Source organism: Paenibacillus thalictri (assembly GCF_004307995.1).
Classification (GTDB): Bacteria; Bacillota; Bacilli; order Paenibacillales; family NBRC-103111; genus Paenibacillus_AF; species Paenibacillus_AF thalictri.
Genome location: NZ_SIRE01000010.1, coordinates 288,119 through 303,569, shown reverse-complemented (window position 1 = coordinate 303,569; position 15,451 = coordinate 288,119). Strand labels below are relative to the sequence as shown.

The 15,451-nt window shown below is 53.2% G+C and carries 15 protein-coding genes and 1 pseudogene; 2 read left to right on the top strand and 14 right to left on the bottom strand.

Annotation, left to right across the window (positions count from 1 at the left end; genetic code table 11):
- Nucleotides 1-548, top strand: a pseudogene (locus tag EYB31_RS40650) (hypothetical protein); the annotation flags it as partial.
- A 457-nt stretch (nt 549-1,005) separates the two neighbouring features.
- Here EYB31_RS40650 and mscL read toward each other — a convergent pair.
- The 6 genes from mscL to EYB31_RS15915 form a co-directional block, all read right to left on the bottom strand.
- Nucleotides 1,006-1,392: a large conductance mechanosensitive channel protein MscL gene (gene mscL, locus EYB31_RS15940; protein WP_131014331.1), complete on the bottom strand. Its 387-nt coding sequence runs from the start codon at nt 1,390-1,392 to the stop codon at nt 1,006-1,008.
- Nucleotides 1,393-1,515: 123 nt separating this feature from the next.
- The gene (locus EYB31_RS15935) at nt 1,516-1,803 is read right to left on the bottom strand and encodes a stage VI sporulation protein F (RefSeq protein ID WP_131014330.1); all 288 of its coding nucleotides are present in this window, start codon (nt 1,801-1,803) and stop codon (nt 1,516-1,518) included.
- 63 nt (nt 1,804-1,866) lie between these two features.
- On the bottom strand, nt 1,867-3,924 hold the full coding sequence (gene recG, locus EYB31_RS15930; protein ID WP_131014329.1) for an ATP-dependent DNA helicase RecG: 2,058 nt from the start codon (nt 3,922-3,924) through the stop codon (nt 1,867-1,869).
- Between the two features lie 3 nt (nt 3,925-3,927).
- Nucleotides 3,928-4,782, bottom strand: a complete 855-nt coding sequence (locus EYB31_RS15925; protein ID WP_131014328.1) for a DegV family protein — start codon at nt 4,780-4,782, stop codon at nt 3,928-3,930.
- 10 nt (nt 4,783-4,792) lie between these two features.
- On the bottom strand, nt 4,793-6,568 hold the full coding sequence (locus tag EYB31_RS15920; RefSeq protein ID WP_131014327.1) for a DAK2 domain-containing protein: 1,776 nt from the start codon (nt 6,566-6,568) through the stop codon (nt 4,793-4,795).
- A gap of 34 nt (nt 6,569-6,602) precedes the next feature.
- A complete protein-coding gene (locus EYB31_RS15915; protein WP_131014326.1) occupies nt 6,603-6,959 on the bottom strand; it encodes an Asp23/Gls24 family envelope stress response protein in 357 nt (118 codons plus the stop codon).
- 267 nt (nt 6,960-7,226) lie between these two features.
- Between EYB31_RS15915 and rpmB the strand changes: the two genes are divergently transcribed.
- Nucleotides 7,227-7,415 (top strand): 50S ribosomal protein L28, encoded by a 189-nt coding sequence (gene rpmB, locus EYB31_RS15910; RefSeq protein ID WP_131014325.1) that lies wholly within the window; start codon nt 7,227-7,229, stop codon nt 7,413-7,415.
- Between the two features lie 80 nt (nt 7,416-7,495).
- Here rpmB and spoVM read toward each other — a convergent pair whose 3' ends face one another.
- The 8 genes from spoVM to rsmB form a co-directional block, all read right to left on the bottom strand.
- Nucleotides 7,496-7,576 carry a stage V sporulation protein SpoVM gene (spoVM, locus tag EYB31_RS15905; RefSeq protein WP_131014355.1) on the bottom strand — a complete coding sequence of 27 codons (81 nt, stop codon included), beginning with the start codon at nt 7,574-7,576 and terminating at the stop codon, nt 7,496-7,498.
- A 387-nt stretch (nt 7,577-7,963) separates the two neighbouring features.
- Nucleotides 7,964-8,224, bottom strand: a complete 261-nt coding sequence (locus tag EYB31_RS15900) for a hypothetical protein (RefSeq protein WP_131014324.1) — start codon at nt 8,222-8,224, stop codon at nt 7,964-7,966.
- Nucleotides 8,221-8,889, bottom strand: a complete 669-nt coding sequence (rpe, locus tag EYB31_RS15895) for a ribulose-phosphate 3-epimerase (protein ID WP_131014323.1) — start codon at nt 8,887-8,889, stop codon at nt 8,221-8,223. The genes EYB31_RS15900 and rpe overlap by 4 nt, the downstream gene beginning before the upstream one ends.
- A gap of 1 nt (nt 8,890) precedes the next feature.
- Nucleotides 8,891-9,823, bottom strand: coding sequence for a ribosome small subunit-dependent GTPase A (gene rsgA / locus EYB31_RS15890; protein WP_131014322.1), 933 nt, complete (start codon nt 9,821-9,823; stop codon nt 8,891-8,893).
- Nucleotides 9,823-12,108: a Stk1 family PASTA domain-containing Ser/Thr kinase gene (gene pknB / locus EYB31_RS15885; RefSeq protein ID WP_131014321.1), complete on the bottom strand. Its 2,286-nt coding sequence runs from the start codon at nt 12,106-12,108 to the stop codon at nt 9,823-9,825. The genes rsgA and pknB overlap by 1 nt, the downstream gene beginning before the upstream one ends.
- 6 nt (nt 12,109-12,114) lie before the next feature.
- The gene (locus EYB31_RS15880; protein ID WP_131014320.1) at nt 12,115-12,876 is read right to left on the bottom strand and encodes a Stp1/IreP family PP2C-type Ser/Thr phosphatase; all 762 of its coding nucleotides are present in this window, start codon (nt 12,874-12,876) and stop codon (nt 12,115-12,117) included.
- A gap of 8 nt (nt 12,877-12,884) precedes the next feature.
- Entirely contained in the window at nt 12,885-13,949 is a 1,065-nt protein-coding gene (rlmN, locus tag EYB31_RS15875; protein ID WP_131014319.1) for a dual-specificity RNA methyltransferase RlmN, read from the bottom strand.
- 85 nt (nt 13,950-14,034) lie between these two features.
- Nucleotides 14,035-15,450: a 16S rRNA (cytosine(967)-C(5))-methyltransferase RsmB gene (gene rsmB, locus EYB31_RS15870; RefSeq protein ID WP_240762464.1), complete on the bottom strand. Its 1,416-nt coding sequence runs from the start codon at nt 15,448-15,450 to the stop codon at nt 14,035-14,037.
- Between the last annotated feature and the right edge of the window lies 1 nt (nt 15,451).

Genomic DNA, 15,451 nt, shown 5'->3' with positions numbered 1-15,451 from the left:
CCTCTGTGGGCATGATGACTTGCGAAAGGGCGATACCTCGTAAAACTCGTATCGCCAAGGCACATGAGCCTATCATGCCCACCCCTCCATATAAAGCCTTTGGAGGAACAACTGTAGAGTCGCTCCTTCTTACGTTTGCCTCTGAATGCTCTACTTTGTTTACCAGAGTTTGTTACACAAACTTCTTGACGCTACCAATGCGAAATCTTATAGAATCAATAAACAATATTAGATCAACTAGGTTACTATCTATTGATGAGGATCAATTTGGTAAGATTAGATTACAAGACGGTCCTTCAACACGAACTAATGGATTATACTGGATTTATACCGATTATTCGAATAATGAAATTCTAAATTGTAGATGTTCTAATATGAAAGGTGCACTTAATCTTCCGCAATTAGTCAGTCAACATTCAGAATTAAACTTTGTATGTAACATTGTAGACCAGGGCTATAGGATAGTCTATAACGGAATTGGCGGAACAGGTGTTGAAGGTAGTGGTGGGCTAAGAGAGCGTTTAGTTAGAAGAAATAAGAGGTGGTAACGGTACTGGCTCAATTGCTATTAAATATACTAGCATAAACAATTTAACTCGATGGAAGTATTCTTATGTAATGTTTCCAGACGACATTGATTTAGAATACCAATCCTTCGCTGAAACATTGGAAAGAGCTTGGCGTTTACATTATGGTTGGCCATTACTGTGTAAAAGATAGAGATAATGTGACATTGTTGAGCTTTTAACAAAGTTCGGTTATGGAAATTTAGTTTTTTATCTGAGGCCTGAGCATCCTTGCTTTCCCACACTAAAGCTATCCGATAATCTGTATATTATCCAATTCTAGGATTCGTAGTTATTTTTCTATTCTTGCTAGTAGCGTGGTTTTTAATACTTTCAGTTCTCTAACTCTTAGCTGTATAAAAGTAACTATCGTCTCCGCAAAAAAAAGAAAACCCGCCACCAGGCAGGTCCCTCGCTATCCTATCGCACATCAACAGCATTAACCGCGTTCCTGCTGCTGCTTAAGCAGATCGCGGATTTCCGAAAGCAGCTTTTCTTCGTTGGAAGGCTCAGCCGGCTTAGGCGCTGTTTCTTCTTCTTTGCGTTTAAACTTGTTTAACCCCTTGATAAAGAGGAAAATCGAAAAAGCGACAATGAAGAAATCGAGAACCGTTTGCAGGAAATTCCCGTATTTAATCATGGCGTTGCCGAAAGTGATCTGCAGACCCGTAAAATTCAGCCCGCCCAGCAGCAAGCCCAAAATCGGCATCAGCATGTCGTTGACAAGCGAACTGACGATTTTCCCGAAAGCGGCCCCGATAATGACCCCGATCGCCAGATCCAGCACATTGCCCTTTAATGCAAATTTTTTAAATTCGTTCCACATGCTCATTCTCCTTCGTCCATGTAACTTAAACCTATTCTACGAAATTTTGCAACTTTATTCTACCCCCGGCAGACAAAAAAAGACCCGCCGGCATAAGCGGCAGGCCCTCCTGGCAGTATCATATTAGCGAAACATGGCATAAAGCTTCAGAAGATGCAGCGTATTGCTCGGGTCGATTTTTTGCGAGATCACATAGGACACCATATTTTCCGTCTGCTGGGCGGTCAGTTTCTCCCCAAGCGTCTTAGCCAGCACTTCGACAAAACGCTTCACCTTCGGACGGTCCTGCAGATCGTATTTCGTGACTCCTTTTAAAATCATTTTCACCCGTTCTTTGATTTCCGGGTTTTTCAGCTTGAGCTTGACTCTTTCGACAAAAGCGGGGTCAATGCCGTATTTTTGGTAGCTCACCTCGGACACCTCCGTTCGCACTCCTTTTCAGTGTATGCCGGAGGGCTTGGTCAAGTTACCGCATTAATCCAATACGTCGCTGTCAAAAATATGTTCTCGCTGCAAAAATTGGCGAAGCGGCAAATAAGCCGCCGCCGTCCAAAATTCAGGGTCGCGCACCAAATCGGCCGCATCGTCGCGGGCCATCTCCATAATCTCGAAATCTTTCAACAGGTCCGCTAGCCGGAAATCCGGCACCCCGCTTTGTTTGGTCCCGAAAAAATCGCCCGGGCCGCGCAGCTCCAAGTCCCTGCGGGCAATCTCAAAGCCGTCGCCCGTACTGGTCATCGCTTTCATCCGCTCCTTGCCGACCTCATTTTTCGGATCGGCAATCAGGATGCAGAAGGACTGGTGCTCGCCGCGTCCAACCCGGCCGCGCAGCTGATGCAGCTGCGACAATCCGAAGCGGTGGGCGTCATAAACGATCATCAAGGTCGCATTGGGCACATCCACGCCAACCTCGATGACGGTCGTCGATACTAGAATATGTACGCGGTTTTCGCTGAAATCCCGCATGACTTCATCTTTTTCCGCAGCGGTCATACGGCCGTGAAGCAGGCCTGTGACATACCCGTGAGGCGCAAAATGCTGCTGCAGCTGCACGTGCACATCAATCGCATTTTGCACATCCAGCTTTTCGGATTCTTCAATCAGCGGACAGATCACATAGGTCTGGCGTCCCGCGGCGGCTGCCTTCTCGATAAAGCCAAGCACACGCGGCAGCATATCGTGCGTCACCGCGTACGTCTTGATTGGCTTGCGGCCCTTCGGCAGCTCGCGCAGCGTCGACACGTCCATATCGCCGAACGCCGTAATCGCCAGCGTCCGCGGAATCGGTGTCGCCGTCATCGTCAGGACGTCGGGATTCATTCCTTTTTTACGCAAAATGCTGCGCTGCTGTACACCGAACCGGTGCTGCTCGTCGGTCACGACAAGCCCCAGCTGACGGAAAAGGACGTCTTCCTGAATCAGCGCATGGGTGCCAACAACAACGTCGACCAGCCCCATCTGCAGGGAGCCCAGCACGTCCCGGCGCTGCCGGTCCGTCAAACTGCCCGTGAGCAGCGCTACCTGCACGCCGTAAGGGGCAAACAGCTTGTCCAGCGAGCGTTTATGCTGCTCCGCCAATATTTCCGTGGGCACCATAAGCGCCCCTTGATACCCTGCCTTAACGACCGCGTAAAGCGCCACAGCCGCTACAACGGTTTTGCCCGCGCCGACGTCGCCTTGCAGCAGCCGGTTCATGCAGAACGGCTCCTGCAAATCGTGCAAAATCTCAGCAACCACCTTCTTTTGCGATTCGGTCAGCGTAAACGGCAGCGCCCGCACGAACGCGCGGACGTCCGGCAAATTCAGCGGATGGGCGACTCCATCCGCGCGGTCATGGGTGATGGCGCGGTAAGCCTGCATTTTCAGCTGGAATAAAAACAGCTCCTCATACACCATTCTTCTGCGCGCCTGCTGTCCTTGCTCCAGGTCGCCCGGCTCATGGATCATGCCAATCGCCGCCCGGCGCGGCATAAAGCCGTATTTGTCGACGAGCGAGCGCGGCAGCACCTCCTGGATCAGCCCGGCGTATTGGGTAAGCGCCTGCTTGACCGTTTTGCGCATCCACTTTTGCGTCAGCGTACCGGTTATCGAATACACCGGCTGCAGCGTACCGATTTTGGAGCCTCCCTGGCCCGAGACTTCCGCTTCCGACACGGTAAGCTGAAGCCGCTTCTGATCCCACTTGCCGGTCAGCACAATCTCCGCGCCTGCGGCAAGCTTGTCCTTCAAATAATGCTGGTTAAACCAGACCGCCGTCACAAAAAAGTTATCGATAATGACTTTGCACAGCATCCGCGATTTGCTTCGCCCGTACATCTGCATCTGCGGATTGGAAGCGAGCTGGCCGCGAACGGTGATTTTGTCGCCATCCTTCACCTCGGCCAAATCCCGCAATGTATAATCTTCATAACGAAATGGGTAATATTCGATCAGCTGGCCGACCGAATGTAGCCCAAGCTCTTGCAGCTCTTCCCGTTTTTTCTCCGTCACGCCGCGGATATCGGTGAGCTTTGCCGTATATAGATCCAACATGCTTTAGACCGCCGGAACGACAAACGCCGCTACCGCTGACGGGCCGGCATGCGTGCCGATGACCGGTCCAATGCTCGTATACTGCATATGCTGAATGTCCAGATGGCCGCGCAGCACTTCGTAAAACTGCTGCGCATGCTCCAAATTGTTGGCGTGAGCGACCGTCAGGTGAATCGGCCTGCCGGCGACATCGCTTTGGATCAACTCGATGATCCGCGCCATCGCCTTTTTCTGGCCCCTTACTTTATCGGCCGAATACACCTCGCCGGCGCTATTGATGGACAAAATCGGCTTGATGTTAAGAAGCGAACCGACAAGCGCCGCCGCTTTGCCGATGCGTCCGCCCTTTTGCAAATATTCCAGCGTATCCACAAGAAAATAAATCGACATTTGCTTCCGCATGTCCTCAATCAGCCGCAGGCACTCTTCTTTCGACTTGCCTTCTTGGGCGGCTTTCGCCGCTGCTACAACAAGCATGCCGATCCCGTACGAAGCGGAACGCGAGTCCACCACCGTAATATGCTCATGCCGCTCCAAGAGCGATTTCGACATTTGCGCCGTCTGAAACGTACCGCTCAGCAGCGACGACAGATGCACCGAAATAATCTCCGTCTCTTCATCCTGGGACAATCTGCCATACAACTCCGCAAACTCAGCCGGCGACGGTTGAGAAGTGGTGGGCAGCGCTGACGAAGCCGCCAGCTTTTCAAAAAACTGCTGAGGCGTCAAGTCGACCCCGTCGCGGTACGTTTCGTGCCCGAAATGCACCTTAAGCGGCACCATTTCAATGCCCAGCTCGGCCCGCACCTCCGGCGGAATATCCGCCGTGCTGTCTGTCACAAGCTTGATTTTAGCCAATACGCTCACCTCACTCTGCCGAAAAAATATAAGGATACAGCGGTTGCCCGCCTTCGTGAAGCTGCAGCTCCGCATCCGGGAACCGCTCCCCGATCAGCTCGGCCAAGCGATCATTATGATCTTCCCGGGCGTCTTCCCCCGTGTACACATCGATGACCTCTGCGCCGTCTGCCATCAGCTCTTCCAATAGCAGCCCGCACGTCTCAAGCAAATCCGGGTGTGCGGCCACAATACGACCGTCGAGCAAACCGATATAATCGCCTTGCTTGATCTCGATGCCATCAAGCTGTGTGTCCCGCACCGCGGTGGTCACTTGACCCGAGCGTACCCGGCTCATGGCTTGTTGCATCTGTTCGGCATTCGTTTCGGAGGACGATTGTTCCTGAAATCGAAGTACGGCGGCAATTCCCTGCGGAATCGATTTTGAAGGAATGACGATTACCGTTTTGTCTGAAATCACGTCTTTCACTTGTCCCGCAGCCATCACGATATTCGAATTATTTGGCAAAACAAACACCGTATCCGCCGCAACGCGGCCCACCGCACCGGCAATGTCCTCCGTGCTCGGATTCATCGTTTGTCCGCCAAGCATAACCTCATCGACGCCAAGACTGCGGAACATCTCGGAAATCCCTTGGCCGGCCGATACCGCCACAAATCCGAACGGCTTGCGTGTTGCCTGCCCCGAAAGCCCGGCATGCACGAAGGTAACTTCCGGCGCCACGTCGATCTCCGCATCGTGTTCTTGCGCTTCCTCCCGCAAAATATGCGTATGCTGCTCGCGCATATTTTCAATCTTAATGCGCGTCAGCTCGCCATATTGCATTGCGAGATTCATCACATTGCCCGGATATTCGGCATGAATATGGATTTTGACCAAGTCGTCATCGGCCACTACCAGCAGCGAATCGCCGTGTTCCAGCAGCTGCGCCCGCAGGCGCTCCTCGTCAAACGCCGGCCCCTTTGATTTACCCGGCGCCAGCTGAATCATAAATTCGGTACAGTAGCCCATCTCGATATCTGCGGTAGCCAGCATCGCCTGCACCCGCCGCGGATGTCCCGGCAGCGGAGAGCTTGACCCTACCGCGGCAGCGGGCGCCACGCTCCCGGATAGCCGCCCCGTATCCGCCGTGTCGGTAGCCGCCCATAACTCCGGATCGCCGTCCAAAGCGGCCATAAAACCTTCGTATATAAACATCAGCCCTTGTCCACCGGCATCAACTACTCCGACCTGCTTAAGCACAGGCAAATAATCGGGGGTTCTCGCAAGCGCCTCATAACCTTTTCGCACCGTTTCCTTCATCAGCTGCGGCACGTCGTGCACACGTCTGGATACGGTCCCCGCATGTTTCGCCGCTTCGCGGGAAACCGTCAGGATTGTTCCTTCGACCGGCCGCGCATGCGCTTTGTAAGCCATGTCGACACCCATCTGCAGCGCCGCCGCAAACTGCTGTGAATCGATCTCGTGTTTGCCTTGCACCGCTTTGGCAAAACCGCGAAACAGCTGGGACAAAATAACGCCGGAATTACCGCGCGCACCCATCAGCAACCCCTTGGCGAACGCCTCGGCACTGCTTCCGATATGCCCGGAACGTCTTCGATTGAGCTCTTCCACGCCTGACATGATGGTTAAATTCATATTGGTGCCCGTATCTCCATCCGGAACGGGAAACACGTTTAATGCGTTGACCTTCTCTACGTTGGTTTTCAAATGTTGTGCGCCTGACGCCACCATATGAAAAAAGATATTGCCATCTATCTGATTTAAGCGCTTACTCAAGCCCATTCTCCTTCCTTTTCAAACGGCAGCCAATTTGCCTTTAGGACACCCTGACATCCTGTATAAATACGTTCACTTCCGAAATTTCCAGCCCGGTGTTTTCCCGCAAAATATATTTCACTCTGGACTGGACGTTGCTGGCTACTTCCGATATTTTGACACCGTAGCTGACCACGATATACAGATCGACGGAAATCGCATCGCGTTCCATGCGAATTTCCACACCGCGGCTTAAATTCTCCTTGCGGATCAGCTCGGCGATTCCGTCCATCAATTGGTTTCGGGATACCATGCCCACCAAACCGTAACATTCCATTGCGGCGGCGCCGGCCAGATTTGCAATTACCTCATGGGTGATCGATATAGTTCCAAGTTCTCCAGAAAGTTCGATTGGCATAGTTCGCATCTCCTAAAGAGCTTTAACGGTAAAAAGCAAACCGCGCAAGCTCAGTCTTAGTTGAAACCATTTTACTATAACCGCAACAAGAAATAAATAAGATCAGGCCGGGACTTGTTAATTGACGCGGCGATTCACACTATGCTATTATATTATAGTGTGTTTTACAGGACTGGAAATATTGTATGCAGACCGTAAATACAGATGAAGTTTGCCACAATAGAACTCCGTTCATGCTTGTTCGGTCTTTATAAGGAGGTGTAGCTCATGTCCCGCAAATGCTTTATTACCGGAAAGAAACCTGCCACTGGCAACCACGTATCGCACGCCAATAACAAAGCGAAGCGCTCTTGGGGTGTTAACGTTCAGAAGGTTCGCATTCTTGTAGACGGCAAACCAAAGCGCGTTTATGTTAGCGCTAAAGCGCTGAAGTCCGGCAAAGTGACTCGCGTATAATGAACAAATGGATAGACAAAAAGCACCTGCTCGTTCAGGTGCTTTTTTTACATTGCGCTTAAGTATTTAGGCGACCGGGCTCAGGTTTTACTGAACGTGTTAAGTACGGCTTTCACAAACCCACCCAAAAACTTAGGCAGCTTGATCGTGTAAAATTTCATGCCTACCCCTCCTTAACTGACGAAGATGTCATCTTCCCGAATTATCGCTTACACACGCAAGACCATCTTCACTCAAGATACTTTATTGTATTCCGCGTTTCCCCAAAACGTGCCAGATCCGCTCGCACCCTCAGCCCCAAAAACCGGCATCAGAAAAACATCCACCCCGTTTTTACGAATGATGAGCGACCGCGGTTAGCGGAAGTTTTTCTTCCGGCAGAAAGTTGCGCTCGCACACCTTAAGCGCTTGAATGAACTTCAGCTTTCCGACGAAAAAAAGGTTACAGGAGCGGTTTTGCTCTTGTAACCATTCTTATGCGGCGTGAACGCGCCGTATTCATATTTTTGCGCCGGACTTACGCGCACGGCTGTCCAAAACCCTTGCGGTTACATCCCGGCATTTGGAATTTCCCCGGTTTTGGCGAACATATAAAAAGCGTAGATCAATGTAAAAACAAAATAAAGTACAATGGATAATATAACAAAAACGATCCGGGCGCCCTTGGTATCATACCGTCTGAAAAACTGAATGCCGGCGTACAACGCGCCTAATGAGAAAATATATTTCATCATATCTTGGATGTGCGAAAATAAGGTCAGCAGCAGGGCGCAAGCGACGCTAAAAGCGATGATGCCAAGCGTTCTCAAATGAACCCCCCGCCGGACTGCCGGATCTTGCGAATGGCCTCTGCGCGGTCTTCCTGCCCGAATACGGCATTGCCGGCTACCAGCACGTTGGCGCCGGCAGCGGCGACAAGCTTGGCCGTCTCTTCGTTAACGCCGCCATCCACCTCGATATCGACACGCTGCAGCCCGCGCTCGTCAAGCATCTTGCGCAGTCTGGCGATTTTGGGCAGCATCGAGGAAATAAACTTCTGCCCGCCAAACCCGGGATTTACGGTCATGATCAGGACAAGATCAAGCGCCTCGTCAGGAACAAAATCCAATGTCTCCAGTGGAGTAGCCGGATTCAGCACAACTCCGGCCTGTTTGCCTTGCTCTTTAATCAAATATAAGGTGCGGTGCAGGTGCGTACAAGCCTCCACATGCACGGATATCAAATCGGCACCGGCGCTGGCAAATGCCGGAATGTAACGGTCCGGATTTTCAATCATCAAATGCACATCAAGCGGAAGCGCGGTACGGGGGCGGATCGATTCAACCACCAGCGGGCCGATCGTAATGTTCGGGACAAAATGACCGTCCATCACATCGACGTGAATCCAGTCCGCGCCCCCTCGCTCGACATCCGCAATGTCGTCCCCTAATTTGGCAAAATCCGCAGATAAAATCGATGGAGCAATTTTCAACATATCAATACCTCCTCTTCCGGTCTTTCATCTCCCCTAGAAACTGCAAATAATGCTCATAACGGGACGGGGCGATTTCCCCCTTATCCCGGGCCTCAATGACCTTGCATTCGGGCTCATGCAAATGCAGACAACCTCTGAATTTGCAATTTGCTGCATAAGACGCAAATTCGGCAAAACAGGAGCCGAGATGCTCCACTTCGATCTCGATAAAATCGAGCTGGCTGAACCCCGGCGTGTCGGCGACCAAACCGCCGTTATGCAGCCGGATCAGCTCGACATGCCGGGTCGTATGTTTGCCGCGGCCCAGCTTGTTGCTGATTGCGTTGGTCTCCAGCGTAAGACCCGGCACCATCGCATTCAGCAGCGACGATTTGCCGACGCCGGACTGCCCGGCGAACACGCTGATCGAGCCGGCAAGCCGGTCAAAAATCGCTTCTATGCCTTCACCTTGCTTGGAGCTTGTGACAACGACCTGATAACCGATGTTTTCGTAAAGCTTCACGACGTCCGGCAGCATAAGCTCTCCGCCAGAGGGCGAAACCTCGTCTTGCCGTTCGGACGTGTTATCTTCCACCAAGTCCGACTTGGTCAAGCAAATAATCGTATCAAGTCCCGCGTTTTCCGCATGCACCAAAAATTTGTCGAGCAGCTGCAAATTGAGCGCCGGCTCATCGATCGAAAATACGAGCACAACAAGCTCCACATTGGCCACAGGCGGGCGAATCAGCTCCGAGGTGCGCGGCAGCACCTCGTCCACCGTGCCTTCGCCGTTTTCAGTGAGCTCATAGATTACGCGATCGCCGACAAGCGGCGTAATTCCTTTTTTCTTAAATATACCGCGGGCGCGGCATTGAATCGATTCTACTGCGCCTTGATCCATGGACAACACGTAATAATATCCGCTTAACGCCTTGATGATCAAACCTTCTGGCATTAATTTCTGCCTCCTGTGGTTTGTGTAGAAGTGCCGCCTTGGCCGGCTGCCGGCGTCGCCCCCTGCTGAGGCGTTCCGGTGCCGTTTGTTCCGCTCGCACCCGGTCCGATTTGCGAAGGCGGCGGCGTAGTTGTACCTCCGTTAGGTGCGGTTCCGCCGTTAGTGCCGGGAGTCGTACCGGTTCCGCCCGGTGTGGCTCCCCCGTTAGTGCCTGGCGTTGTCCCCGTGCCGCCGGTATTCGGTTTGCCCGTCTGCCCTCCGGCAGCGCCGTTGTTTGTCCCGTTGCCTGTCCCTTGTGCGGGCGGGGTCTGATTGTTCCCGGCAGGTTTGCCGCTTTTCGCCGCCAAGTAATCCTGATAGGTCGTCGTTATAATATTGATGATCGTACCGTCTTGTTTTACTTGGATCACCGCATTTTTATCCGGAGCGACAACCAGTTTGACATCAATGTTCTCCGGTTTGCTGACCGTGACCGTCTTGTACTCCAAATTATCGTACTGAGCGTCGGTCAAAATCAGTTTAATTTCCGACGTTTTGCCTTCTTTGGCCGGCTTAACCGGCACGCTTACCGTCATTTGCCCGGCATCTTCAGGCAAGCCGGAACTGACAACCAGCTTAATTTCCGCCCCTGCCGATACGTCGTCTTTAAACTCGTAAGGGAACTGCTTGATGACTTTGCCTTTTGGCTGTTTATAACTCGTTTCGTAGCTAATGCCTTCCGACGCGAGCTTCAGCTTGCTGACGGTAATTTTGTTTTTTGCTTCCTCAATGGTCAGACCGACAAGATTCGGCATCGGGAACGATTCGCGGCCCTTGCTGATCGTCAGTTTCACTACAGCCGTGGCCGGATCGATCTCTTCGCCGGCTGTCGGCGTCTGCTGCACAATCGTGTCCGGAGGATCGTCAAGAAACTTCGGATCCGTCGTGATCCGATCTTCCTTAATGCCCAGATTGATCAAAGCAAGCTTGGCATCGGCCAGCTTGGAGCCGGTGAGCGGCGGCATTTTTTGTTTCTCCGTGCCGCTGCTGACATGCAGTACGACTTTCGAATTTGCCTTCACCTTCATATTCGAAGGCGATTGGCTGATGACGGTATCCTTCGCCACCTTATCGTTTGCTTCCAATATGATGTCGGGCACAAGCTGCGCTTTGGCCAGCTCATCTTTCGCTTTATCGATCGGCATATTGACGACATTAGGCACCGGAACGTCAGGAGGCATGACATTAATGCTTTTGGCCAATCCTACCAAATACCAGGCGCCGATCATCAGCGCGATCAGAATGACCGCCCAAACCGTCGGCTTAACCCAGCGGCGTTTTTTTACCGGAGCCGGTTCGGCCCCCTCATCTTCGACCGGGCCATCGGACGATTCTTGGTATTGGTCCGCGCGGATCGCCGGAATCACGCGGGTTTGCTCTTCGTCGTAGACGTTGTCGTGAAACGAGATTTTCGGCTCGTTGCGGCGGTCCGGACGCAGCGCCGTATCCAAGTCGTCAAGCATCTGTCTGGCGGTCTGATACCGTTCAGCCGGATTTTTGCGCATCGCCCTTAAAATAATGTTTTCCACGCTTTGCGGAATGAGCGGATTGACCTTGCGGGGCTCCTCCACATCCTCCTGCAAATGCTTGAGCGCAACGCTGATCGGGCTTTCGCCCAAAAACGGCAGCCGACCGGTCAGCATTTGGTACAGCACGATGCCCAGCGAATACAAGTCCGACTGCTCGCCCGTCGGCGTCCCTTTGGCGTGTTCGGGGGAGAAATAGTGGACGGAGCCGACCACCGAACCGGTTTGCGTAATCGTAGATGACGTAGCGGCACGGGCGATACCGAAGTCCGTCACCTTGACGCGTCCGTTTTTGCCGATCAATATGTTGTGCGGTTTAATATCGCGGTGAATGATTTGATTCTGGTGCGCGTGTTCGAGCGCATCTCCGATCTGACAGGCGAAGTGAACCGCTTCCTCGACCTGCAGCGGCGCTCTTTCCTTAATCAGCTCGTTCAGGGTTGTCCCTTCGATATATTCCATGACGATGTAATGAATTTCGCCTTCCTGGCCGACATCGTAGATGCTGACTACGTTCGGATGAGAAAGCGATGCGGCGGATTGGGCCTCTCGGCGGAACCTGCGGATGAATTCTTCGTCGTGCACGTACTGCTGGCGTAACACTTTGACGGCAACTTTACGATGCAATAATATATCTAGTCCTTTATAAACCAGAGCCATGCCGCCGCCGCCGATACGTTCCAAAATCTCGTATCTTCCGCCTAACTGCGTACCAATCATTCATCCTCACCCCATTTCATCGCGATCTTGCTTTCTCGTATCGTTAGCTATCAGGATAACCGATATATTGTCGTCGCCTCCGGCGGCAAGCGCTTCGCCGACCAGCCGCTCCACTTTATCCTCAAGCCCGCTGTCAGCGAGCACAATGTCAAATATCACATCGCTTCGGACAAGACTGCTTAGTCCGTCACTGCACAGCAGCAGCATATCTCCTTGCTGCCAATTAAGTTCAAGAACGTCGACCTTGATGGTCGGCTCGGTGCCCAGCGCCCTTGTCACCACGTTGCGGCGCGGGTGGTGGCTTGCTTCTTCACGAGTAATTTGCCCGCTTTTTACCAGTTCATTCACAAGCGAATGATCTTCGGTCAGCTGTTCCATTGACTCCGAGTTAATCTTATAGGCGCGGCTGTCGCCGACATGGCCGATGACCGCGTAATCGCCCGAAGCGGCTACAGCAACGACGGTGGTCCCCATGCCGTGATACTCCTCACGGTTTGAAGCGAATTCGAAAATGTCGCGATTGGCGTTTTCGATAGCCGCCTGAATCGCTTGCTTGCACTGTTCCTTGGACATGCCGGTATGAATCGGCCGCAGTTCTTCCCTGATCATATCGATCGCCATTTGACTGGCCAAATCCCCGGCTTGATGGCCGCCCATTCCGTCGGCAACGATCGCAAGCGCGTATCCTCCGACATCATGGCGCACAAGCACGCTGTCTTCGTTGACGGCCCGCACGCGTCCGATGTCGGTTTTAAAAGCTATGTTCATGGCTTAAATCACCTCGCACTTGCCTCCATATGTTTTGCACGGAGCTGCCCGCAGGCCGCCGCAATATCGCTGCCCTGCTCCCGGCGGATGGTGGCGTTGATTTTATGCTTTTCCAAAATACGTTGGAATGCAAAAATATCATCCCGGCTTGTTCTTACAAAATTGCGTTCCATTACAAAATTGACCGGAATCAAATTGACGTGGGACAGCGGAAGCCCCTTGAGCACCTGCGCCAGTTCCTCGGCATGTTCGGCCTGGTCGTTGACCCCGCCCATCAAGGCGTATTCGAACGTGATGCGGCGGCCTGTCTTCGCCACGTAATATTTGCACGCCTCGATCAGATCGGCAAACGGGAAACGCCGGTTGACCGGCATCAGCTTGGAGCGAAGCTGATCGTTTGGCGCATGGATCGATATCGCCAAATTGATCTGCGTCGCTTCGTCCGCAAAACGATAGATGTTCGGGACAATGCCGCTGGTCGAAACGGTAATATGCCGCTGTCCGATATTCAGCCCTTTCGGGTGAATCATCACATTAAGAAACGTCATCACCGCATCATAATTCTCGAAAGGTTCGCCGATACCCATAATTACGATGCTGCTGACCCGCTCGTCTGTCGCGTCAAGCAGCGTTTGGGCTTTGACAACCTGCGCGATGATTTCGCCGGGAGCGAGATTCCGCTTCAGGCCGCCGAGCGTGGAGGCGCAGAACGTACAGCCGATCCGGCAGCCCACTTGGGTAGTCACGCAAACGCTGTTGCCGTAGCTGTGCTTCATGATGACCGTTTCGATCGCATTTTTGTCCTCCAGCTCGAACAAAAATTTGACCGTGCCGTCCTGCGACTGCTGTTTGGCGACCTCCTTCAGCGTTACAAAGCTGAAAGCGGCCAGCAGCTTCTCGCGCAGCGCCTTCGGCAGGTTGCTCATCTCCTCGAAGGAGGATACCCGCTTCACATACAGCCAGTCGAAAATTTGTCCGGCGCGAAACGCCGACTCGCCGTTTTGCTTGACCCACTCCTGCCATTGTTCGAGTGAGAGGTCATATACAAATGGTTTTTTTTCCGTTGTTTCCATAATTTTTAAACCCCATTACTTGATGGATTTGCTTGTTCCGCAGCGTCCTTCGTGCGGATATGGCTTAAGCCCTTCTGCGGGCTAGTTACACTCTGATTAACCGGGCGATAAAAAATCCGTCCGTGCCGAACTGCTGCGGCAGGATTTGCACCATGCCCATCGGCAGCACGGCGGCGCTGGCTCCCGCATCCGCCACAGACGTTTGCTCCAGCTTCTGCCGCAGCGCTCCTGCCGGTCCGCCGGGATCGGCGTCGAGCCTGAAATCCGGGTTGTCCTGCAAAAACGCCTCGATCATCTTGTCGTTCTCGCTGCGCTCTACCGTACAGGTGCTGTATACGAGCACGCCGCCCGGCTTCACGAGTCTTTTCACCTGCTCGAGCAGGTCTCTTTGCACAACGCTGACCGCGGTGATATCCTCCGCTTGCTTAGTCCATTTGATTTCCGGCTTGCGGCGGATTACGCCGAGCCCCGAGCACGGCGCATCCAGCAGCACGCGGTCGAAGGAATCCTCGGGAAAACGCCCGGCCAGCTCGCGTGCGTCCTGCACGATCGTGCGGATCGACTTCAGCCCGAGCCGTTTGGCCTGCGCTTCGATCAGCGCTTGTTTATGCTCGTGAATGTCGCAGGCGATAATTTCGCCCCGGTCGTCCATTTTTTCCGCCATATGGGCGGTTTTGCCGCCAGGGGCGGCGCAGCAATCGAGCACCCGCATGCCGGGCTGAGGATCGACCAGCTCGGCCACCAGCATCGAGCTTTCATCCTGAATGGAAAAGACGCCAGCCCCAAATTTCGGATTCAGCGCCATGTTTCCGGCATTCGTCACGACAATTCCCGCCGGGGCTAACGCCGAAGGCGCAGCGTCAATACCCTCCTCCGCTAATTCGGCGATCAGTTCGGTGCGATCCGATTTGAGCCGGTTCATGCGGATGCTGACATGCGGCGGGACGTTGGCCGCGGCGCACATACGTTCCGTTGCGCCGATCCCGTATTGTTCGATCCAGCGCGCGACAAGCCATTCGGGATGGGAATGCAGCAGCGCGATCCGGGCAGCCGGAGCGAGGCGCTCCGGTATCGTCAACGACGCTTTCTGCCGGATGACGTTGCGCAGCACCCCGTTGACCATGCCCGATATGCCTTGGTGCCCTTTTTTCTTGGCGATGTTCACCGCTTCATTTACCGCGGCGTGCTCCGGTATCCGTTCCAAATAATACAGCTGGTAAAAACTTAAGCGGAGCAAGCATTTTACCCAAGGCTCCAGCTTGCGCAGCCCTTGTTTGACAAACTGCGCGAGAAAATAATCGATCGTGTTAAGGCGCTGGATGGTGCCGTAAACAAGTTCGGTCGCCAGCGCCGCATCGGGTCTGGACAACTCGTGTTTTTGCAGCGTCTGGTGCAGCAGCAGGTTGCTGTACGAGCCGTCGCGGTCGACGCGGACGAGCACGTCCAGGGCGATTTGCCGCGCGGACAGCTGCTTGTTTTTGCCTTCGATTACGGTGTTCACG